Source organism: Achromobacter aegrifaciens, from assembly GCF_902859965.1.
GTDB classification, from domain to species: Bacteria; Pseudomonadota; Gammaproteobacteria; order Burkholderiales; family Burkholderiaceae_B; genus Achromobacter; species Achromobacter aegrifaciens.
Genome location: NZ_CADIKO010000002.1, coordinates 694,178 through 717,524 on the forward strand (window position 1 = coordinate 694,178; position 23,347 = coordinate 717,524).

At 68.6% G+C, this 23,347-nt stretch carries 13 protein-coding genes; 9 read left to right on the forward strand and 4 right to left on the reverse strand.

Going from position 1 to position 23,347, the window contains the following annotated elements; translation table 11 throughout:
- Positions 1-47 precede the first annotated feature (47 nt).
- The 7 genes from HV793_RS14410 to treY are packed head-to-tail and all read left to right on the forward strand — an operon-like array spanning position 48 to position 17,296.
- Positions 48-3,080: an alpha-1,4-glucan--maltose-1-phosphate maltosyltransferase gene (locus HV793_RS14410; RefSeq protein WP_244958675.1), complete on the forward strand. Its 3,033-nt coding sequence runs from the start codon at positions 48-50 to the stop codon at positions 3,078-3,080.
- An 18-nt stretch (positions 3,081-3,098) separates the two neighbouring features.
- Positions 3,099-6,452, forward strand: a complete 3,354-nt coding sequence (gene treS, locus HV793_RS14415; protein ID WP_175213414.1) for a maltose alpha-D-glucosyltransferase — start codon at positions 3,099-3,101, stop codon at positions 6,450-6,452.
- Complete coding sequence (gene glgB, locus HV793_RS14420; RefSeq protein WP_054454272.1) at positions 6,449-8,647, forward strand: 1,4-alpha-glucan branching protein GlgB; 2,199 nt, start codon at positions 6,449-6,451, stop codon at positions 8,645-8,647. Before treS ends, glgB begins: the two co-directional genes overlap by 4 nt.
- 6 nt (positions 8,648-8,653) lie before the next feature.
- On the forward strand, positions 8,654-10,762 hold the full coding sequence (glgX, locus tag HV793_RS14425; protein ID WP_175213415.1) for a glycogen debranching protein GlgX: 2,109 nt from the start codon (positions 8,654-8,656) through the stop codon (positions 10,760-10,762).
- The gene (gene treZ, locus HV793_RS14430) at positions 10,759-12,537 is read left to right on the forward strand and encodes a malto-oligosyltrehalose trehalohydrolase (RefSeq protein ID WP_175213416.1); all 1,779 of its coding nucleotides are present in this window, start codon (positions 10,759-10,761) and stop codon (positions 12,535-12,537) included. Before glgX ends, treZ begins: the two co-directional genes overlap by 4 nt.
- Positions 12,534-14,621, forward strand: a complete 2,088-nt coding sequence (malQ, locus tag HV793_RS14435; RefSeq protein ID WP_175213417.1) for a 4-alpha-glucanotransferase — start codon at positions 12,534-12,536, stop codon at positions 14,619-14,621. The genes treZ and malQ overlap by 4 nt, the downstream gene beginning before the upstream one ends.
- A gap of 2 nt (positions 14,622-14,623) precedes the next feature.
- Positions 14,624-17,296, forward strand: coding sequence for a malto-oligosyltrehalose synthase (treY, locus tag HV793_RS14440; protein ID WP_175213762.1), 2,673 nt, complete (start codon positions 14,624-14,626; stop codon positions 17,294-17,296).
- A gap of 117 nt (positions 17,297-17,413) precedes the next feature.
- Here treY and HV793_RS14445 read toward each other — a convergent pair whose 3' ends face one another.
- Both HV793_RS14445 and HV793_RS14450 read right to left on the reverse strand, forming a co-directional pair.
- The gene (locus HV793_RS14445) at positions 17,414-17,590 is read right to left on the reverse strand and encodes a hypothetical protein (protein WP_166738370.1); all 177 of its coding nucleotides are present in this window, start codon (positions 17,588-17,590) and stop codon (positions 17,414-17,416) included.
- A gap of 163 nt (positions 17,591-17,753) precedes the next feature.
- Positions 17,754-18,668 carry an EAL domain-containing protein gene (locus HV793_RS14450; protein ID WP_054454265.1) on the reverse strand — a complete coding sequence of 305 codons (915 nt, stop codon included), beginning with the start codon at positions 18,666-18,668 and terminating at the stop codon, positions 17,754-17,756.
- Positions 18,669-18,975: 307 nt separating this feature from the next.
- Between HV793_RS14450 and HV793_RS14455 the strand changes: the two genes are divergently transcribed.
- Positions 18,976-21,102: an FUSC family protein gene (locus HV793_RS14455; protein ID WP_175213418.1), complete on the forward strand. Its 2,127-nt coding sequence runs from the start codon at positions 18,976-18,978 to the stop codon at positions 21,100-21,102.
- A gap of 113 nt (positions 21,103-21,215) precedes the next feature.
- Entirely contained in the window at positions 21,216-22,049 is an 834-nt protein-coding gene (locus tag HV793_RS14460; RefSeq protein ID WP_175213419.1) for a universal stress protein, read from the forward strand.
- A gap of 10 nt (positions 22,050-22,059) precedes the next feature.
- Here HV793_RS14460 and HV793_RS14465 read toward each other — a convergent pair whose 3' ends face one another.
- Both HV793_RS14465 and HV793_RS14470 read right to left on the reverse strand, forming a co-directional pair.
- Positions 22,060-23,001, reverse strand: a complete 942-nt coding sequence (locus HV793_RS14465) for a 2-hydroxyacid dehydrogenase (RefSeq protein ID WP_175213420.1) — start codon at positions 22,999-23,001, stop codon at positions 22,060-22,062.
- 163 nt (positions 23,002-23,164) lie between these two features.
- Positions 23,165-23,317, reverse strand: a complete 153-nt coding sequence (locus HV793_RS14470; protein ID WP_082400986.1) for a DUF3309 family protein — start codon at positions 23,315-23,317, stop codon at positions 23,165-23,167.
- Positions 23,318-23,347 lie beyond the last annotated feature (30 nt).

Here is a 23,347-nt window from a genome sequence, read left to right on the forward strand (position 1 = left end):
CGGCCGTTTATTCACGCCTGCGGCAACGCGGATTCAATGCCTTGCTGATGCCGGCGCCCTGGCTGTCGGGGCCGGAAGGCGCTTCGCCCGCCCCGCTGGATGCCGACAGCGCGCTTTTGGCAGGCAAGCGCGTGGCCATGGCCGACTGGATCGCGCACGCAGCCGGGCCGCTTGCTGAACATGGCCTGGCCCTGTATCTCGATATCGTCATGGACCGCTGCGCCATTGGCGCCGTAGCCGACACGGCGGGCCCCGGCTGGTACCAACCGCCCGCCGAAAACCCCGCGCGCGATCCGCGCATGAGCATCGACGTGCGCGAGGCGCTGCACTTGCGCCCGGGGCCGCCACCGCCCGGCTTTGTGCAGGCCTGGAGCGCGCGGCTGAAGCGCTGGACCGAACGGGGCGCCGCAGGCTACGTCTTTCACGCGCCGCAATGCCTGCCGGCCCAGGATTGGGCGGCATTGGCAGCGGCAGTGGGCGGCCCGGATCGCACCGCGCAATTGTTTGCCTGGGCGCAGGGACTGACGCCCGAGTCGCTGGCGGCCCTGCGCGGCGCGGGTCTGGATGGCCTGTGCTCGTCCTTGCCCTGGTGGGACTACAAGTCCGGCTGGCTGGCGGAGGAAGACGGCAGGCTGCGCGCCATCGCACCCGTCATCGCTTCGCCGCCGCGCGTGGCCCCGGACAAGCGCGGCGCCTGGGCCGCGGCGCTATCCGCGGATGTCCTCATGTTCGACGACGAGGACGATGCCCGGTTGCCCGACGTAGCCGAGGCCAATCGCTGGTTTGGACAAGCCGGATTGCGCGGCCCGCTGCGTCTGGCCGGCGGGCGCGACGGCCACTGCACCCTGCTGCTGCGCGACTGCGCGGCCGGCACCGCCGTACTGGCGCTCAATCCTTCGGATACGGAGGAGGCAAGCGTGGATTGGGACGCGTTGGCGCCGCTGCTGCCGCCGGCCGATTTCCTGTCCGAAGGCGTGCCGGACGGCCTGGCGCTGCAAGGCAATGCCATTGCGCCCGCCGGTTGCGCCATGTATCTGCTCGAACCCACGCATCCGGTGCGCGAAGCCTCGCGCCACGTGGCGCGCCGCATGGATGGCGCCATCAGCCAGCGCATCGTGGTCGAGCAGGTCAGTCCGACCGTGGATAGTGGCGCCTTCCCCATCAAGAGCATCCCGCATGAGCGGATTCCCGTCAGCGCCGACATCTACATGGACGGCCATGAACTGCTGGCCGCAGAACTGCGCTGGCGGGCGGCGGATGAAAGTTCTTGGCGCGCCGCGCCCTTCACGCGCGGCTTGAACGACCGCTGGGAAGCCTCGTTCCGTCCGCGCCGCATCGGGCCGCACGAGTTCGTGGTGCACGCCTGGCTCGACGCCTGGCAGACTTTCCGCCATGACCTGGAGGTGAAACACCAGGCCGGCGTGGACCTGCGCCTGGAAGTGGAGGAAGGCCTGCTGATGCTGCGCGCAGCGCTCGCGCGCGCCCGCAACGCGTCGCACCCCGGCGCCATGAGGTTGCGCGAGACCCTGCAAAGGTTCGCCAAGGCCACCGAAGGCGAGCTGGCTGCGCCCACACCGCAACAGATCGATGCACTGCTGGACGAAGACCTGGCCGGCACCATGCGCGAACTGGACGACCGCCCTTTCGAATACGTCAGCCCCGCGCCCTATCCGGTCTGGGTGGATCGCAGCCAGGCCTGCCACGCCAGCTGGTATGAGCTGTTTCCGCGCTCGCAATCCATGCAGCCCGGCCAGCACGGCACCTTCGACGATGTGATCGCACGGCTGCCAGATGTGCGCGAGATGGGATTCGACGTGCTGTATCTCCCGCCCATACACCCCATCGGGCAACGCAACCGCAAGGGGCGCAACAACAGCCTGCGCGCCGAACCCGGCGACGTGGGCAGTCCCTATGCCATCGGTTCGGCCGACGGCGGGCACGACGCGGTTGAACCGCTGCTGGGCGGACTGGACGGGTTCCTTAGGCTGGTGGATGCCGCCCGCGCCCACGGCATGGAAGTGGCGCTGGACTTCGCAATCCAGTGCTCGCCGGACCACCCGTGGCTGGCGCGGCACACGGACTGGTTCTCCTGGCGTCCGGACGGTTCGCTGCGCTATGCGGAAAATCCGCCGAAGAAGTACCAGGACATCGTCAATGTCGCCTTCTACGGCGCCGCCGCGCGCCGCGCGCGCAAGCTGACCCTGTGGCGTGCGCTGCGCGACGTGGTGCTGTTCTGGGTACAGCATGGCGTGCGCACCTTCCGGGTCGACAACCCGCATACCAAGCCGCTGCCATTCTGGCAGTGGCTGATCGCCGAGGTCCATGCCCAGCATCCCGACGTGATTTTCCTGTCCGAAGCCTTCACACGGCCCAAGATGATGTACCGGCTGGCGAAGATCGGCTTTACCCAGTCCTACACCTACTTCACCTGGCGCAATGACAAGGCGGAACTGGAATCCTACCTGGAGGAAGTCTCCACGCCGCCCGCCGCCGATTTCTTCCGCCCGCACTTCTTCGTCAACACGCCGGACATCAATCCCTACTTCCTGCAGTCCTCGGGCCGCCCGGGCTTTCTGATACGCGCCGCGCTGGCGGCGCTGGGATCCGGCCTGTGGGGCATGTACAGCGGCTTCGAGCTGTGCGAGTCGGCGGCCTTGCCGGGCAAGGAGGAATACCTGGACTCCGAAAAGTACGAATTGCGCCAGCGCGACTGGTTTGCGCCGGGCAACATCCGCGCGGAGATCACCCGCCTGAACCAGATCCGGCGGACCAACCCGGCGCTGCAGAGCCATCGGGGCCTGACCTTGGTGCATAGCGGCAACGACCGCGTGCTGGCGTTCTGCAAGTCCACGCCTGGCCGCGGCAATTTCATCCTCGCGGCCATCAGCCTGGATCCTTTCCAGCAGCAGGCGGCGCGCATCGAGGCGCCCTTCTGGCTGTTCGGCGAGGCCGACACGGGCCGGCTGATTGCCGAGGACCTGCTGGCCGAGCGCAGCGAGCCATGGCAGGGGCAGATCCGCGAACTGACCCTGCATCCCGATCAACCCTATCGCGTGTGGCGCTTGTCGCTGCATGGATGACCCCGCACGCCCATTGCCATGATCAGTGAAACCCAACCTCTCCAGGACGATGGCCTTTGGTACAAGGATGCGGTCGTCTATCAGCTGCACGTCAAGTCATTCTTCGACTCGAATGGCGACGGCGTGGGCGATCTGCCAGGCCTGATCTCCAAGCTGGATTACATCTCCAGCCTGGGGGTCAACACGATCTGGCTGCTGCCCTTCTATCCCTCGCCGCGCCGCGACGACGGCTATGACATCGCCGACTACCGCGGGGTGCACGCGGACTACGGCACCGTGGCCGACGTGAGGAAGCTGATCCGCGCGGCCCACGCCCGCGGCCTGCGCGTCATCACCGAGCTGGTGGTCAACCATACCTCGGACCAGCATCCCTGGTTCCGCCGCGCGCGCGCGGCCAAACCCGGATCGGCCGCGCGCAACTTCTACGTCTGGTCGGACAACGACAAGGCCTACGCCGGCACGCGCGTCATCTTCTGCGATACCGAGAAATCCAATTGGACCTGGGACCCCGAGGCCGGCGCCTACTTCTGGCACCGCTTCTATTCGCACCAGCCCGACCTGAACTACGACAATCCGCAGGTGCTCAAGGAAGTGCTGGCCGTGATGCGCTATTGGCTGGACATGGGCGTGGACGGCCTGCGCCTGGACGCGGTGCCGTACCTGGTCGAGCGCGAAGGCACCAACAACGAAAACCTGCCCGAGACGCACGAGGTGCTCAAGCGCATCCGGGCCGTGATCGACGCCGAGTATCCCAACCGCTTGCTGCTGGCCGAGGCCAACCAGTGGCCGGAGGACGCGCAGGAATACTTCGGCGCGGGCGACGAATGCCATATGTCCTTCCATTTCCCGCTGATGCCGCGCATGTACATGGCGATCGCGCAGGAGGACCGTTTCCCGATTATCGACATCATGCGCCAGACGCCGGACATTCCCGCGTCCTGCCAATGGGCGATCTTCCTGCGCAACCATGATGAACTGACGCTGGAAATGGTCACCAGCCGCGAACGCGACTATCTCTGGAACGTGTACGCGGCGGACCCGCGCGCCCGCATCAACCTGGGCATCCGGCGCCGTCTGGCGCCGCTGCTGGAGCGCGACCGGCGCAGGGTCGAGCTGATGAACAGCCTGCTCCTGTCCATGCCGGGCACGCCCGTCCTGTACTACGGCGACGAGCTCGGCATGGGCGACAACGTGCACCTGGGCGACCGCGACGGCGTGCGCACGCCGATGCAGTGGTCGCCCGACCGCAATGGCGGCTTTTCGCGCGCCGACCCCGAACAGCTGCCGCTGCCGGTGCTCATGGGCCCCTTGTACGGCTATGAAGCGGTGAACGTGGAGGCGCAGCAGCGCGATCCGCATTCCCTCCTGAACTGGACCCGACGCCTGTTGGCGCAGCGCCGGCAAAGCCATGCATTCGGGCGCGGCACGCTGCGCTTCATCTTCGCAGGCAACCGGAAGATCCTGGCTTATCTGCGCCAATGGCAGGACACCACCATCCTGTGCGTGGCCAACCTGTCCAACGCCGCCCAGCCCGTGGAACTGCAGCTGCAGGAATTCAATGGCCGCGTGCCAGTCGAAATGCTGGGCGGTACGCCCTTCCCGGCCGTGGGTGAACTGCCGTATCTGCTGACCCTGCCGCCCTACGCGTTTTACTGGCTGGACCTGAGCAACGAAGCCGCGCCGCCAGACTGGCATGCGAGCGCTCCCGCGCAGATGCCGGAACTCACCACGCTGGTGCTGCGCGCCCACGGCGGCGCCGCGCTGACCGACGTCTCCCGCGCTACGCTGGAGCGCGAGGTCCTGCCCCAGTACCTGGCGCGCCAGCGCTGGTATCCGGCCAAACAGCCGCCCGCCCGCGCACGCCTGGCGTACGCCACGCCGTTCACGGCGGCCGATGGCGAATATTACTGGGCCGAGGTCGAGCCCGAGGACGGCGTCACGGGCCTGCGCGCGCAAGCGCCCTTCGTGCTGGTGTGGGACGAGACGGCAGCGGTGCATTATGCGATCGCGCGGGTGCGGCGCGGGGCCGAGGTCGGCATTCTGGCGGACGCCTTTCTGCAGCCCGGCTTCGTGCGCGGCATCGTCCAGGCCATGCAAGAGGGCCGCGAGCTCGACGGCCGCAGCGGCGGCAAGCCTGGCGACAAGCCGGGCGTGATCCGCTTCCTGCCCGAAGCTGGCCTGGCCGCCCTGGAGGTCGCCGGGGACGGCGAACTGCAGTGGCTGACGGGCGAGCAATCCAACAGCTCGGTCGTCGTCGATGGCAAGCTGATACTGAAGCTGATCCGCGCCGTCCAGCCCGGCGGATCGCCCGAGTTGGAAATGACCCGCTATCTGACGCGCGCCGGCTACGCCAACATGCCGGCGCTGCTGGGCGAGGTCCAACGTGAGGATGCCGACGGCGTGGTCCACACGCTGGCGGTGGCGCACCGCTACGTCGCCAACGAGGGCGACGCCTGGAACTGGACGCTGGATCTGCTCAAGCGCACGCTGGACAACGCGCTGCTGGTGAACCAGAGCCCGGACGAATTCGCCCAGGACCTGCGGGGCTACGCCGCAATGGCCGCCACCATGGGCGAACGTCTGGCGCAGATGCACAACCTGCTGTCGCAGGCCTCCGACGACCCCGCGTTCCAGCCGCGCGCCGCCAGCCAGGCGGACGCCGATGCGCGCACGCGCCGCGTCCAGGACCTGCTCGAACGCGCGGAAAAGGACTTGCGCGCGCAGCTCGGTGAACTGGAAGCCCCTTCGCGCGCCTGCGCGGAATGGTATTTCGAGCACCGCGCCCGGCTGGCGGCGCGCGTGGCGGCGATGGCGCAGGCCGAGACCGGCGTCCTTTGCCTGCGCGTGCACGGCGACTTCCATCTTGGGCAGGTGCTGGTGGCGCAGGCGGACGCCTATCTGATCGACTTCGAAGGCGAACCGGTCAGCAGCGTGGACGCGCGCCGCGCCCTCGCCTCGCCCTACAAGGATGTGGCGGGCATGCTGCGTTCGTTCGACTATGCCGCCGCCTCGATCGCCCGCACCGACATCATCGGCGGCGCGCCGACCGACGCCAATGCCGGCGCGGGCGAAACGCCGGGCGCGCCTGTCGCGCCAGCAGAACTGCGCGACCTGCTATTGGCGCGCTTTCGCCAGACCGCCAGCCAGGCCTTCCTGCAAGGCTACCGCGATGCGCGCGCGTCGGCGCTTATCCCGCCTGCGGATGAAGACGCGCTGCTGGCCCTGGCCCAACTGGAGAAGGCCGCCTATGAAGTGAGCTATGAAGCCGCGCATCGCCCAGACTGGATTTCGATACCGCTGTGCGCCCTGGCGGAACTGGCGCGCAGCCTGCTGCTGTCGGCCGCGGTGGACGAAGAGGATGCACGATCATGAGCCAGGACATGCCCGCAGGCGGCAGCATCAGCCCCATAGCGCCCGTCGAACTGGCCGCCTTGGCCAGCGGCCTGCACAGCGACCCCTATGCCTTCCTGGGGCCGCACGACGGCGAAGTGCGGGTGTATGCCCCGGGCGCGCGGGCCGTGGCGGCGCTGGACGGCGACGGCGCGCGCATCCCCTTGCGCGAACAGGGCCAGGGACTGTTTCTTGGACGCGTTCCTTACGCCCGCCCCGGCGACGGCGCCTCGTACCGTCTGGCGATCCAATGGCCCGACGCCGAACAGATCACCGCCGACCCCTATGCCTTCGGCACCCTGCTGGAAGACGGCACGCTGGAGGAGCTGGCGCAAGGCGCATGGCGCAGCGTGGGCACGGCCCTGGGCGCGCGCCTGATGGAAGTCGACGGCGTGGCCGGCCTGCGCTGCGCGGTATGGGCGCCGAACGCGCAACGCGTGGCGGTGGTGGGCGATTTCAACGCCTGGGACAGCCGCCGGCACGGCATGCGGCTGCGGCACCGCGCCGGCGTCTGGGAGATCTTCATCCCGGACGTGCAGGCCGGCGAACGCTACAAGTTCGCAATCACCGACCGCGCCGGCAACCTACGGCTCAAGGCCGATCCGCTGGCGCGACGCAGCGAAGCGCCGCCTGCCACCGCCTCGGTGGTGGAAGACGGCGCCGACTATCCGTGGCAAGACCAGGCCTGGATGGCGCAGCGGCGCACGCGCCAGTCCACGGACGCGCCGCTGTCCATCTACGAAGTGCACGCCGGGTCCTGGCTGCCTGACGAACCGGAATCGCACGCCTGCATCTGGGACCGGCTGGCCGACAAGTTGCCGGCCTATGCCCGCGCCATGGGGTTCAGCCATGTGGAGCTGCTGCCCGTCATGGAGCATCCTTTCGGCGGGTCCTGGGGTTATCAGCCGCTGGGCATGTTCGCGCCCGCGGCCCGCTATGGTCCGCCCGCCGCATTCGCCCGTTTCGTCGACCGCTGCCACCACGCAGGCATCGGCGTCATCCTGGACTGGGTGCCTGCGCACTTCCCGGACGATGCGCACGGCCTGGCCCGCTTTGACGGCACGGCGCTCTACGAGTACGAGGATCCGCGCGAAGGCTATCACCCGGACTGGCACACCATGGTCTACAACCTGGGCCGCACGGAGGTGCAGGCCTTCATGATCGCCAGCGCGCTGCATTGGCTGCAGCGCTTCCATGTCGACGGCCTGAGGGTGGACGCGGTCGCGTCCATGCTCTATCGCGACTACAGCCGCCAGCCCGGCCAATGGATCCCCAACCGCTACGGCGGCCGGGAAAACCTGGAGGCGGTGCAGTTCCTGCAGGCGCTCAACGGCACTGTGCGCCACGAAGTGCCGGACGCCATCATGGTCGCCGAGGAATCGACGGCCTGGCCCGGCGTCACCGCGCCGATCGCCGACGGCGGGCTGGGCTTTCACTACAAATGGAACATGGGCTGGATGCACGACACCTTGCGCTACCTGTCCGAGGACCCCGTGCACCGCAAGCATCACCACCACGACATCACCTTCAGCATGGTGTATGCGTACAGCGAGCGCTTCATCCTGCCTCTATCGCACGACGAAGTGGTGCACGGCAAAGGATCGCTGCTGGCCAAGATGCCGGGCGACGCGGCCGCCAGGCTCGCCAACCTGCGCGCCTACCTCGGCTTCATGTGGGCTCATCCGGGCAAGAAGCTGCTCTTCATGGGCGGGGAAATGGCCCAGCCACGGGAATGGAACCACGACGTACCTCTGGATTGGGACCTGCTGGACCGTCCCGGCCATCTGGGCATACAGCGGCTGGTTGCAGACTTGAATGGCCTGTACCGCGGGGTGCCGGCGCTGCATGCGCTGGACGCCGACCCGGCGGGCTTCGCCTGGACGATCCTGGACGACCGCGACAACAGCGTGGTCGCATTCATCCGCAGCGACGGCGTCCATCACGTGCTCGCGGTCGCCAACTTCACGCCGGTGGCGCGGCACGACTACCGCATCGGCGTGCCGCGGGCTGGCCGCTGGGCGGAAAAGCTGAATACCGACGCCACGCACTATGGCGGATCCGGCCAGGGCAACCAGGGCGGCGCCAGCACCGGCGTCAGCGCGTCCCATGGCCAGCCCCAGGCCTTGTCCCTGACTTTGCCGCCGCTGTCCACCCTCTTCCTGCTCTACGAAGGCTGAACCCATATGGATCCCTCCCAATTCACGCGCATCGCCGGGGGCCAGCCCCATCCGCTGGGCGCGGTCAGCGATGGCCTGGGCGTGAACTTCGCCGTGTTCTCGGCCAACGCCACGCGCATCGAGCTGTGCCTGTTCGATCCCAAGGGCCGCAAGGAACTGCGCCGCTTCGACCTGCCCGAATGCACCGACGAGATCTGGCACGGCTACCTGCCGGACGCGCATCCCGGACTGGTGTACGGCTATCGCGCCCACGGCCCGCACGATCCGCGCAATGGGCACCGTTTCAATCCCCATAAGCTGTTGCTCGATCCCTACGCGCGGCAGTTGACCGGACCGCTGCATTGGAGCGACGCGCTGTTCGGCTATCGCATGAAGCATGCGCGCGCCGACCTCAGCATCGACCGGCGCGACAGCGCGCCCGCCATGCCCAAGGCCATCGTGGCCGAAGAAGCGCCTTTCACCTGGGGCAACAGCCGGCCGCCGGCCACGGCGTGGAACGATACGGTGATCTACGAGGTGCACGTGCGCGGCGCCTCCATGCTGCGCGAAGACCTGCGCCAGCCCCTGCGCGGCACCTGCTCCGCGCTGGCCGACCCGCGCTTCATCGAACACCTGCAGCGGCTGGGCGTCACCGCCGTGGAGTTGCTGCCGGTGCATGCGTTCCTGCAGGACCGCTTCCTGACCGAACGCGGCCTGCGCAACTACTGGGGCTACAGCACGTTGTCGTACTTTGCGCCGGAGCCCTCCTACCTGCAGCACAATCCGAACGAACTGCGCCAGGCCATACGCCGGCTGCATGCCGCCGGCATCGAAGTGATTCTGGACGTGGTCTACAACCACACTTGCGAGGGCAGCGAATTGGGACCCACGCTGTCCTGGCGCGGACTGGACAACGCCAGCTACTACCGCCTGGTGCCGGGCGACGAACGCTATTACATCAACGACACCGGCTGCGGCAACACGGTCAACCTGTCACATCCGCGCGTCCTGCAAATGGTCACGGATTCGCTGCGCTATTGGGCGCAATCCTATGGCGTCGACGGCTTCCGCTTCGACCTGGGCGTGACCCTGGGACGCGAAGGCACCGGCTATGACCCGGGTTCGGGCTTTTTCGACGCCGTGCTGCAGGACCCTGCCCTTGCCCGCCTGAAACTGATTTCCGAACCCTGGGACGTGGGGCCGGATGGCTATCAGCTGGGCAACCATCCACCGGGCTTCGCCGAGTGGAACGACAAATTCCGCGACGCGACGCGCCGCTATTGGCGCGGGGATCCCGCCATGCGCGGCGAGATGGCGGCGCGCTTGTGCGGATCGCGCGACCTGTTCGACCGCCGCCACCGTCGGCCCTGGAGCAGCGTCAACTACGTGGCCTCGCACGACGGTTTCACGCTGGCCGACATCGTCAGCTACGACGCCAGCCACAACGAGGCCAACGGCGAAGGCGGCAACGACGGCCACGGCGAGAACTACAGCCACAACTGGGGCGCCGAAGGCCCGACCGAGGACGCCGCCATCCTGGACACCCGGAAACGGGTGCAACGGGCCCAGCTCGCCTGCGTGTTCCTGGCGGATGGCACGCCGATGCTGCTGGCCGGAGACGAATTCGGCAATAGCCAGGAAGGCAATAACAATGCCTATTGCCAGGACAACGCCCTGTCGTGGCTGGACTGGACGCAGGCGCAGTCCGATGACGGCCGTGAGCTATCCCGCTACGCGGCGCGCCTGATCGCACTGCGCCGCGCCCACCCCAGCACGCGCGCCGCGCGCTACGGCGATGCGGGGCAGGAGCTCGCGCCTGGCGTACAACCCATCTCCTGGTTCGATCCGGCGGGCGCTGAACTGGACGCGGCGGCCTGGGAGTCGGAGGCCAATGCCATGGTCCTGCGCCGCGCCGCCTGCCGCGAAGACGGCAGCGTCGATGTGACGCTGCTGCTATTGAATCCCGGCGCGGAGGACACGGTTTTCCAGATGCCGTCGCCCGCGCTGGCGTGGATTCGCGAGCTGGATTCCGCCACGCAGGCGCCTGCCGCGCCACTGGCGGATGCCGCCATCACAGTGGCGGCGCGTAGCGTGGCGCTGCTGGCGGCGACCTACGTGCCGGGAGATCCGCCATGACACATGACTATGCTTCAGGCGCAATCCCGCTGGAGAGCGGCGTCACGCGCTTTCGCCTGTGGGCGCCGACCGCGCCGGCGGGCTTCGCCCTCGAGGTCGAAGGCCATCCTCCCATCGCCCTGAGCCCCGGCCCGGACGGCTACGTGCAGGCCGACGTGGACTGCCCCATCGGCGCCCGCTATCGCTACCGCCTGGACGCGGACACGGTCGCGCCCGATCCCGCCTCGCGCCTGCAGCACGGAGACGTGCACGACGATAGCGTCGTGGTCGCGCCGGACTCCTACCCCTGGCGCTACGGCACCTGGCGCGGACGGCCTTGGGAAGACGCCGTGCTGTACGAAACCCATGCCGGCCTGGAGGGCGGCTATGCGGGCCTGCTGGCGCGGCTGCCGGAGCTGGCGGCGCTGGGCGTGACCTTGCTGGAGCTGATGCCCATTGCCGACTTCCCCGGGCCACGCAACTGGGGCTATGACGGCGTGCTGCCCTACGCGCCCGACACGGCCTACGGCACGCCCGATGAGCTCAAGCGCCTGATCGACGAGGCCCATGGGCTGGAAATGGGCGTGATGCTGGACGTGGTCTACAACCATTTCGGCCCCGACGGCAATTACCTGCCGCGCTATGCCGCGCCGTTCTTCAGGAAAGACGTCGCCACGCCTTGGGGCGACGCCATCGACTTCCGCCAGCCGGCGGTCAGCCAGTTCTTCAAGGACAACGCGCTGTACTGGCTGACCGAGTACCGCTTCGACGGGCTGCGTCTGGACGCCGTGCACGCGATTGCGGGCCATGAATGGCTGCATGAATTGGCCCAGTACCTGCGGCAGCATATTCCTGCCGAACGCCATGTGCATCTGGTGCTGGAGAACGACGACAACCGCGCCAGCCTGCTGCAAGGTGACTTCGATGCGCAATGGAATGACGACGCGCATCATGCCTTGCATTGCCTTCTGACCGGCGAGAGCCACGGCTACTACGCCGATTACAGCGCTCAGCCGGCCCTGGCGCTGGCGCGCTGCCTGGCCGAAGGCTGGCTGTATCAGGGGCAGCGTTCGCCCTACCGTGGCGGACAACCGCGGGGCGAACCCAGCGCGGAACTGCCGCCAAGCGCCTTCGTGCTGTTCCTGCAGAACCATGACCAGACCGGCAACCGTGCGGGCGGCGAACGCCTGGCCAGCTTGGTGGACAGTCCCGCCCGGCTGCGCGCCGCGGTCGCGTTGCAGCTGCTGGCGCCGCAGATCCCGCTGATCTTCATGGGCGAGGAACGCGGCGCGCGCACGCCGTTCCACTACTTCACCAGCCATGCCGACCCGGCTTTGGCGCAAGCGGTGCGCGACGGCCGGCGGCGCGAGTTCTCGCGCTTTCCCGAATTCCAGGGCGCGGGCGCGTTGTCCGACCCGAACGATCCCGCAACCTACGTGGCCAGCAAACCACGGGCCAGCGCCGCCGACGCGCATGCCTGGATGCGGGACTACGCGGTCCTGCTGCATCTGCGCGCCCGCCTGATCGCGCCCCGGCTGGCCGGCGCGGTCAGCCTGGGTGCGGCCGCGATCGGCGAACGCGGCGTGTTCGCGCGCTGGGAACTGGCAGGCGGCGCGCGCCTGACGGTCTATGCGAACTTCGGCCCCGATCGCGTGGCGCTGCCCGAGGCCTTGCAGGCGGGCGCCGAGGCCTATGCCACGCTGCTCTTTGAATCCGTGGCCGGCGCCCGCGACGCCCTGGTCCACGGCGAGGTGTGCGGCGACAGCACCGTGTGGCTGCTGGAGGAACCGGCATGACCGCAACGTCCGCCGGCGATCCGGCCTTGTCCGCGCTGGCCGCCAAAGCCGGCATCGCCGAACACTGGACCGACGCGCGCCAGCGTCCGCAGCAAGTGTCGCCGGATACTTTACGGCTGCTGCTGGAGGGCATGGGCTTGCCGGCGGGCAACGCCCATGACATCCGCGACAGCGACCATCGCCTGGGCGTGGAGCTTGGGGCCCGGCTGCCGCCCCTGCTGGTCGCGCGCAGCGGCATGGCCGCGTTTCTGCCCGCTTGCGCGCGCGGCCGCTACCGCATCGTGTGCGAGTCAGGCCAGACCAGCGACGGCGAGGTCGCGGACGACGGCAGCCTGATCGCACCGCAGGAGCCCGGATACCACACGCTGCACCTGGCATGCGGCCAGACCGTGCTTGCGGTGGCGCCCCGCCAAGCGCCTGGCCTGGATGATCTGACCGACGGCGTGCGGCCGCGCGCCTGGGGACTATGCGCGCAGGTCTACAGTCTCAGGCGCGATGCCTACCAACCTGGCGACGGCGGCTACGGCGACTTTGGCGCCGTGCGCGAACTGGCTGTCGCCGCCGCGGCCCAGGGCGCGGACGCGCTCGCCATCAGCCCGGTGCACGCCATGTTCGCCGCGCAACCGCAGCGTTGCAGTCCTTACGCCCCATCCAGCCGCTTGTTCCTGAACACCCTGTATGCAGATCCCGCCGCCATCGTCGGTGACGATGTCTTGCGCCGGGCGCTGGCCGAATTGGCCGCCCAGCCGCGCCCAACGGCGTTGATAGATTGGCCATCGGCCGGGATATGGCGGCAGCGCCTGCTGCGCGCGCTGCACCGCCAGTTCCGCACAAGCGGACCGGCGGATGCCCGCCAGCGCTACGAGGCGTACTGCGCCCGGCGCGGCAAGGCGCTGCGCGACCACGCCGTATTTGAAGCCCTGCATGCCGCCCAGGCAGCGCATGGCGCAGACCACCAGCCCTGGGCGCAATGGGCCGCCGGCCTGCGCGATCCGGACTCGCCGGAAGTCGAACGGTATGCGCGGCAGCATCCGGTCGAGGTCGACTTCCATCGCTACGCCCAATGGCTGGCCGCCGAAAGCCTGGACCACGCGCAGAAGGCGGCGCGACGCGCCGGCATGCGCGTGGGGCTGATCGCAGACCTGGCCGTGGGCGACAGTCCGGACGGCAGCCACGCCTGGAGCCGCCAGACCGACCTGATGCCCGGCCTGTCCATAGGCGCGCCGCCCGACATCCACAATCCGCAAGGACAGAACTGGAACCTGGCCGCGTTCTCGCCGCGCGCAATGCATGCCCAGGGCTACGCGGCCTACATCGACATGTTGCGCGCCGCGCTGGCTCACGCCGGCGGCCTGCGCATCGATCACATCCTGGGCATGGCGCGGCTGTGGCTGGTGCCCGATGGACTGACGGCCGATGCGGGCGCCTATCTGCGCTATCCACTGCGCGAACTGCTGGCGCTCACGGCGCTGGAAGCCTGGCGCCATCGCGCGCTTGCCATCGGCGAAAACCTGGGCACGGTGCCTGAAGGTTTCAACCGCGAGCTGGCGGATCACGGCATCCTGGGCATGAATGTGCTGTGGTTCATGCGGCAGGAACCTGACGCGCCGCCATCTGCGCCGTCCACGCCGGCGCCCTTTCTTGCAGCCGGCGACTGGCCCGGCCAGGCCGTGGCCATGACCTCGACCCACGACCTGCCGACCTTGCGCGGCTGGTGGGCCGAGCGCGACATCGACCTGCGCGCCGAACTGGACTTGCTGGGCGGCGGCGACGATGAAGCCACGCTGCGGCGCAACCGCCGCATGGACCGCAGCTTGCTCGCGCAAGCCCTGGGCTGCGCCGCCGAGCCCGCGCGCGCGCCCCTGGAGGACATGCTGCGCTTCGTGTCTTCCAGCCCTTGTCCCCTGCTGTTGGTGCCCATGGAAGACCTGGCGGGCGAACTGGAACAGCCCAACCTGCCCGGCACCGTGGACCAGCATCCCAACTGGCGTCAACGCCTGGCCGCAAGCAGCGCGACGTGCTTCGCCGACCCTGCCGTGCAGGCCCGGCTGCAAGCCCTGCGCACCGGACGGGGCCGGCCATGACCATGCCGCGCGCCACGGCCCGCCTGCAATTGCATGCCGGCTACACATTTGAGGACGCCCGAGCCTGCGTGGACTACTACGCGGACCTGGGGGTCAGCCACCTCTACCTGTCGCCCATCACCTGCGCCCGCCCCGGGTCCACGCATGGCTATGACGTCATCGACCATGGCGCGGTCAATCCGGAGCTGGGCGGGGAATCCGCACTGAGGGATCTGGCCCGGGCGGCCCGTCGGCGCGGGCTGGGTCTCATCGCGGACATCGTGCCCAATCACATGGCGGCCCACCCCGCCAATGCCTGGTGGCGCGATGTGCTCGAACACGGCGCCGCAAGCGCGCATGCGCGCTGCTTCGACATCGACTGGGACGCGCCTGATCCCGCCCTGCGCGGCAAAGTCCTGCTGCCCATCCTGCCCGACTCCTACGGTGTGTCGCTGGCTCAAGGCGCAATGGCGCTGCGCTATGACGCCGATGCCGGACGCATCGAACTGGAGGTCTCCGGGCAGCGCTATCCCCTGGCGCCGGAGTCGCTTGCGCACGGGCAGGATCCGCAGGCCCTGCTGCGCCGCTGCGACCCGGCGCGCGCAGCCGGCCGCGAGCGCCTGCACCGGCTGCTGGAGAGCCAGCATTACCGGCTGGCCTGGTGGCGTTGCGCTGCCGATCAGATCAACTGGCGGCGCTTTTTCGAGATCAGCGAGCTCGTGGGCGTACGGGTCGAGGACGAAGCCGTTTTCAATGCCGTGCATGCGCTGCCGCTGCGCCTGTATGCGGAAGGCTTGCTCGACGGACTGCGCATCGACCACATCGACGGGCTGGCCGCGCCCGGCGCCTATCTGCGCAGGCTGAATCGATGCCTGGCCGAAGCCGGGGCCCGCCGTCCACCTTCTTGCGCCCAATCGCAAGCCTACCTGGTGGCGGAGAAGATCCTGGCACCGGACGAAGCGCCCGATGCGCGCTGGCAGCTGCATGGCACCACCGGCTATGACTTCATGGATCAGGTCGGCGCATTGCTGCACGACCCGCAGGCCGAGGCGCCGCTGCGGGCGTTCTGGCAGATGCTCACGGGCGATCTGCGCACGCCGCCGCGGCAGCTGGAAGCGGCGCGCACCCGCATGCTGCAGCGGCACTTTCCCGCGGAACGCCTGGCGCTGGTCCGCTGCCTGGAACGTTTGGCGCGGCAGGACCGCCGGACCCGCGACTGGTCCGCGCCGGCCATGGACCGCGTGTTGTCCGCGTGGCTGGCGGCCTTTCCGGTGTACCGGACCTACGCGGAGGACGGCGGCCGCAGCGATGCGGACCGCCATCACTGCGAGGCGGCAGCGCAACGCGCCGCCGCCCTGCTGCACGCGTTGCCCGGCACAGCGGACGCTGCCTTGTTGGCGCAGATGGACCGGTGGCTGGGCGGCGGCCCCGCCGATCCGGCAACCGCGCCGCTCCCGCAATCTGAGCCAAACGCTGCCCACGCCCTGCGGCGGTTCCAGCAGCTGACGCCGCCTTTGGCAGCCAAGGCGCTGGAAGATACGCTGTTCTACCGCTACGGTCCGCTGCTGTCGCGCAATGAAGTCGGCGCATCGCCGCAGCGATTTGCGTTGTCGCCCGAGGCATTTCATGCCCAGGTCGAGGCGCGGGCGCGCAACTTCCCGCACGCCATGCTGGCGACGGCCACGCATGACCACAAGCGCGGCGAGGACGCGCGCGCGCGGCTGGCGGTGGTTTCGGAAATGCCGCAAGCCTGGCGCAAGACCGCGTATCGCTGGACCCACGCCCTGCCCGACGCCGGGCTGCTTACCTTGGCGGACCGCTACCTGCTCGTGCAGACGCTGATCGGGGCGTGGCCCGCCGACTGGGATGCCGACATCATCGAACAGCGGCCAGAAAGCGTGGCCGCATGGATCGAGCGCGTGGCGCAATGGCAGCTCAAGGCGTTGCGCGAAGCCAAGCTGCATACCAGTTGGACGGATCCTGACCCCGCTTACGAAGCCGCCGGGCTTGGCGCGCTGGAATTTCTGCGGGACGCGGCGCCCGGGCGCCGCCTGCTGGCCGAAATCGCCGCATACGCCCTGGAACTGGCCCCTGCCGGCATGATCAACAGCCTGGCCCAGACGCTGTTGCGCAACACGCTGCCCGGCGTGCCGGACCTGTACCAAGGCACGGAGCTATGGGACTACAGCCTGGTCGACCCCGACAACCGGCGCGCGGTGGACTACCCGCCGCGGATCGCCATGCTGGCCCGCACGCGCGCCAGCGCCGCCGTGCGACCCAGCGCAACGGACTGGCGCAGCGGCGCGGTGAAGCAGGCCCTGATCCAGCGCCTGCTGGCGGCGCGGCGGCGCCACCCGGCATTGTTCGGCCAGGGCGAGTGCGTCCCGCTGGCTGTAACCGGGACGCATGCACAGCACGTCGTAGCCTGGCTGCGGCGTCATGAAGAGGAGCACGCCCTGATCGTCGCGCCGCGGCTGTGCGCGCTGCGTCTGTCTGGCTACGCTCGCGGCGAGCCGCGGGCGGCGCGGGACTTCTGGGCCGACACCGCGCTGTGCCTGCCCGATGCCATCAAGGGTCTGGCTTGGCGCGATGCAATGGGCGGCGAAAAAGCGAGATCCGGCTCCGGTGGCGCGCTGCCCTTGTCGGAACTGTTGCATGAACTGCCGGTTGCGCTGTGGCTGCCAGCGGCGGCTTGATGCCGAAATCCGAAGCCATGATGAAGCACAAACGGCCTTGTCCGCCCACAGCGGGACAAGGCCGTTCTTACCGCGATACCCGCCCGACTAGAGGGCCCGGAACACGCGGTCTACGAGTCAGCGCGGCATCTTGCCTTGCTGGCCCTGATTCTGGCCAGGTTGCTGCCGATCCTTATCGGCATGCTGGCCGGATTGGCCGGGCTGCTGCCCGGGCTGATTGCGGTCCCTGGGGTTTTCCTGGGCCTGTTGCTTCTGTTGCTGCTTTTGCTGGTCGGGCTGGTTCTGATTGGGCATTGCAAGTCTCCTGGAAGACGGAAAAAGCTCCGCCATCTTCCATACAGCAACCCGCGTGCCCAAATCGCGCCGCAGTCAGCCCGCGCAGCCCGCGGACACGGGGACGCAAGGACTGCGGGTAAAGTCCGGCCTGCTTGGTAAAAAATACGCTGCGCGACCAGCCTTATTGCGTGGTGGCGTGGCGCTTGCCGCGCGTTGACTGCGGCTCCTGGGCGGACGCGTCGTAGGCATCGAGCCAGGACGACGCGTAGGCGGCAGGCGCGGCCAGCGGTTCGCCCTGGTCGCGTTGCGTGCGCAGGCGCACCGTCAATTCGTCCAGCGGCATGGGGCGGCCCAGCGCGAAGCCCTGGCCGTAGCGGCAGCCGGCCGCGCGCAGGGCAGGAATGTCCGCCACGTTTTCGACGCCCTCGGCCACCACCCGGCGGCCCAGCCGGTTCGCCAGTTCCGCGGCGGTGCGCAACACTTCGAAGGCGACTGCGCTGCGGCGCATGCGCGTCACGAAATATTGGTCGATCTTGACCTCGGACAGCGGCAACGCCGATAGCAACTTCAACGAAGCATGGCCGGTGCCGAAATCGTCCAGGCTGACCTCGCAGCCGGCATTCTCGAGCTTGAGCAGCGTGGCGCGCAGCACGTCGAGTTCGCGGATGGGCTGGTCTTCCGTCAGTTCCACGCGCACCAGCGACGCGGGCAGCTCCGCCGCGTAGATGCGGTCCAGCAGGAAATCGACCGCGGCCTCGTCCGACAAGGTGGAGGCAGGCGCATTGATGGCCACCGGAATGGCGATGCCGGCGCGCCGCATCGTCAACAGCATGTCTATGACACGCAGGCAGACGCGCTCGAACAGCACCTTGTCCAGGCCCAGGCGGTTGACGGCGGGGATGAAGTCGGAAGGCATGATGATGCCCAGGCGGCGATGCCGCCAGCGAGCCAGCGCTTCGGCCGACACGATCCGGCCTGTCAGCAAATCCACCTGCGGCTGCAACAGCATGCGCAGGCCATCCTTGCCGGTGATCATGGCGGCGATCTCGTCGTCGCTCGCCACCGAGTCTGTGGAAGCCTCGTGATTCGACATCATGTCGATACTCCTTGCGCGCCCCTGGGTGAAAACCTGCGCTGTCCGGGCGCAGAAAGAGGCACATTGGACTGAGTATTCCCAGCTACAGCGCTTTTTGTATGCGATTTCCAGACTTTCTTCCAGGCAATTTTGCGCCGCTGCGGCGGCAAAGTCACATATATGTATCCATACGTATTAAGCTGCTCGGATTCATGAATGAAACCGGCTTTCCGGCCCTGGCCGTCACCCCCGCCGAAATGCCTTGTCGACATGGTAGGGTTTGCGTCTTTCGCCCTGCCGGGCCCACCGCCGCTGCTGTATTCCTAGCGTGAAGAATCTTTATTCCCGTTGGCGCGCCTCCCTGCGCAACGTTCTGTGGCTGGACGCCCTCCAAGCCGCGGCCATCAGCGCCGCGCCTGTCATCCTGGCCGTGCTGGCGCACGAGCCGCGTTTGGGCTGGAGCGCCATCGCGGCTTTCTGGGCCTGCTTCGGCGATCCGGGCGGTCCCCTGCGCCAGCGCGCGGGGGCAATGCTCGCGCTGGGGCTGATAGGCGCGCTGTTCTGCTTTCTGGCCAGCGTCAGCGCGGCTCATCTGTGGCTGCTGCTGCCCCTGACCTTCGTGTGCTGCACATTCGGCGGCCTGTTGCGCGTGTTGGGGCCGGCCGCGGCAATCGTCGGCACCCTGCTGTCCGCAGGCTTCGTGGTGGCAGCGGAACTGCCCGCCCCGACCTGGACGGAAAGCCTGTCCTACACCTTGTTTTTCCTGGCCGGCGCGGCCTGGGCCATCCTGATGACGGCGCTGGTATGGCGCCGACGTCCCTGGAAGGACGCCACTCACGCGGTGGCGCACTGCTACCGCGGCCTGGCGGATTTCGCCGACGCGCTGGCCCGCATGTATTCCGGGTTGACGCCCGCGGCCAGCCCCCAGGCCTGGAGCGCCGTCACGCGACCGCAGCGCAGCGCCCAGCGCGCCGCGCTCGAAGCCGCCCGCACGCGCATCCGCGAAGTGCAGGACGCGCGCCCATCGCGCCGCGCCCGCGCGCATCAACTGCTGTACCTGCTGGACAATGCCGAGGACAGCTTCATTGCGCTGGTGGCCGCAGCCGACCTGATGGAATCGAATGCGCCGCGCTGGCTCGGACGCGGCGCCGGCGCCCATCTGTCGCACGCGCTGCACCGCTACGCCAGCCTGTGCAATGCCATCGCCAGCACCTCCGACGTCAACGACGCCAAGCAGGCGCAGTGCCTGCGCGAACGCCTGGCCCATTACAGCGCCGGCCTGCATGAACTGCGCGGCAGCGCCCTGGCCCACGCGCCCGAACTGGCCACCATGGCGCCGGTGCTGGACCGCCTGCTGCACACGGCGCAGGCCGTCATCCAGTCCCTGTTCGACCAGGGACGGACCCCGGCGGCGCCCACGCGCGATCGCCGCGCAGCCAACCCTGCGCAAGACGCGTGGCGCGCGTTGCGGCAGAACCTGAGCTTCGAATCCGACGCGTTCCGCCACGCGCTGCGGGTGGGCGTGGGCGCCACCATCGCGGTGGCGCTGTCCAAGACCTTCGCCGTCAACCATGGCTACTGGATGTCGCTGACGCTGGTCTTCATCCTGCAACCTTACTTCGCGACCACCTGGCAGCGCACGCTGGAACGCGTGGCCGGCAGCGTGGCTGGCGCCATCGGCGCCTCGCTGCTGGGCCTGTTCCTGAGCACCCCCTTGTCCGTGGCCCTGGCGGTGCTGCCCATCGCGCTGGGCACGTTCGCCGCGCGCACGATTCATTACGCGCTGTTCACGTTCTTCCTGACTTCGCAATTCGTGCTGGTCACCCACATCCAGCAGCCCGAGATCCAGGAGCCGATGCTCGCGGCCCTGCGCGCGTTCAATAGCGTGCTGGGCGGCGTCCTGGCGCTGCTGGTCGGCTTTCTGGTCTGGCCCGAAAAGGAGCCGCGGCAATTGGCCGGGGCCCTCAGCCTGGCGCTGGAGCGCCATGCCGCCTATGCGCGCGCCCTGTTGCGGGCCAAGAGCGGCGAAGCCGGCGACGGACAGGACCTGGTGGCGTTGCGCCGCATGGCCTGCCTTTCCGCCGACAATGCGCAGGCGTCCTTGCAACGGCTGCAGCAGAATCCGGTGCATCGCGACCGCAATGTCGGTACCGCCGAAAACCTGCTCAACGCCATGCGGCGCGTGACGGCGGCGGGCACGGTGCTGGAAATGCAGCCGGCCCTGCCAGCCGGAACGCCTGCCGCCCAGGCGCTCTCCGAGTACGGTCCGGCGCTGGCGCATGCGCTGCATCCGCAGCAACCCGCGCCAGGCGCCAACGACCGCCAGTTGGCCGTGCCGCCAGCGGTGGCCGCGGGCTATCCGGAACTGGCCGGTCCGCTGGACCGCATCGCGCAACAGGCGCGCCAATTGCGCCAATTGCGCGAACGCGTGGAACGGGCTCCCGCCGCGCCATAGCCTGCGGTTTGCGCGCACACCGGCGAAGTGCCGCGGGCTTGACGCGCATCAAGGGCGAAAAGGCCGGAAAGCGTAACCATATGCACATGGCACGCTTAAACAAGGAGGCCTTCATGTACCGCCGCATTTCCGTCCACCTGGACCACGGATTCGACTGCAAACGCCGCATTGAAGCTGCCCTGGCCCTGGCCAAGCGCCACAAGGCCGAGCTGGTCGGCATCTACGCCAACGCCGCGCCGCCGCAGTATTACTACGGCGAGTCCGTGCTCATGTCGCGTTCGCTGGGCATCATCAAGGAATTGCAGGCGCAAAGCCGCGACGCGGTGGAAACCGCGTTTCTGGAAGCCGCGGCCGAAGCCGACGTGCCCGCCTTCATGCGCGCGGGCACATCCTCGCCCAGCGAGACCGTGGCGCTGCTGGGCCGCACCACCGACCTGATCGTGGTCAGCCAGGAAAACCGCGAGGACGTCGAAGCCGCCCACGAGATCGAGTTCGTCGAGCAGACCCTGCTGACGGCGGGCCGGCCGGTGCTGGCGATTCCGTCCAGCGGCGAGTTTCCGGTGATCGGCGACCGCGTGCTGTGCTGCTGGGACGGCAGCCGCGAGGCCGCCCGCGCGTTGGCCGATGCCGCGCCGATATTGCGCCTGGCTTCGCACATGACCGTGCTGAGCATGAACGAAGGCGCCGCCAGCCCCAAGCATGAAGCGCCGTTCGAAGACCTGACCACCTACTGCGTGGCGCAGGGCATGCCGGCGCCGGAGCACGTGCGCCGCGACATCAAGGGCGTAGGCGTGGGCAGCACCATCCTGAATGCCGCCGCCGACCACAGCGCGGACTTGATCGTCATGGGCGCCTACGGCCACAGCAAGCTGCGCCAGTGGGCGCTGGGCGGGGCGACGGCATCCATCCTGAAGAGCATGACCGTGCCGGTCATGTTCTCGCACTAGCCTTGGCCTGCTAGCCCCGGCGCACGGGGGTCAGCACCGGCTTGCCGCCGAAGTGCGCCGTGGCGTTGTCCAGGAACAGCGCCACGGTGGCATGCACCGCTTCCGGCGAGCGCCCCGCGCTATGCGGGGTCAACACCACGTTGTCGAGCTCAATGAGGGCATTGGGCACGTCGGGTTCGCCATCCACCACGTCCAGGCCCGCGCCCGCAATGCGGCGTTCGGCCAGCGCCGCGATCAGCGCCTGCGTGTCGACCACGCTGCCGCGCGCTATGTTCACCAGATAGCCTTCCGGCCCCAGCGCTTCCAGTACCTGCGCGTCCACCAGGTGGCGCGTGTCCGCTCCGCCCGGCGTCGCCACCACCAGGAAATCCGATGCCGCGGCCAGCGCGCGCGGGCTGTCGAAATAGGCATAGCCCGATTCCGGGCGGACGCTGCGGCTGTAATAGCCCACGCTCATGCCGAAGCCGTTGGCGCCGCGCCGCGCGATTTCCAGTCCGATGGTGCCCAGGCCCAGGATGCCCAGCCGCTTGCCGGTGACCTGCGGTCCCATGAAGCCGCCCCAATGGCCCTGGCGCACCGACGCATCGGCTTGCGGCAGGCGCCGCGCCGCGCCCAGCAGCAGCGCCATGGCGTGGTCCGCCACCGACACCGCGTTCGCACCCGGACCGTGGGTCACGACGATCCCGCGTTCCGCCGCGGCGGCCAGGTCGATGTTTTCGTACCCCACCCCCAGCGAGCAGGCAATTTCCAGCTTGGGCATTGCCGCCATTTCCTGCGCGTACAGGCCGGTGGCGCCGCGCGTGAGCACGATGCGGATCTCGGGCCCGTGGTCGCGGATCGCCTGCGCGCGCGCTTCGGCGGTGGGCGCAAAAATCGCGCGAAAGCCGCGCGCTTCGATTTCGGGCAGGTAGTCCTGCACGCTTTCTATCAAGACAAGCAAGGGGATGGTCATGTCGGGAATGCCGCGGATGGCGGAGGGCTGCACAAAAACCCGGCGATCTTACGCCTGGGCGCAAACCCGCGCCACCCGCCGGTCCGGCAGACGGCCGCCTGGCGGACCGGTGGCGCGCGAGCCGTCCGACACGGCCCGCGCGTCCATGACCGCATGGGACCTGCTAGAGCCGGCCGGTCAACAGCATCACGATCAGCACAATCAGCAATATGCCCAGTATGCCGCTGGGGTAATAGCCCCAGCCGCGGCTGTGGGGCCAGGCGGGCACGGCGCCGATCAGGAGCAGGATGAGAATAATCAGCAGGATGGTCGACATGGCGACTCCTCAGTTCTTGTTGGGATCAGG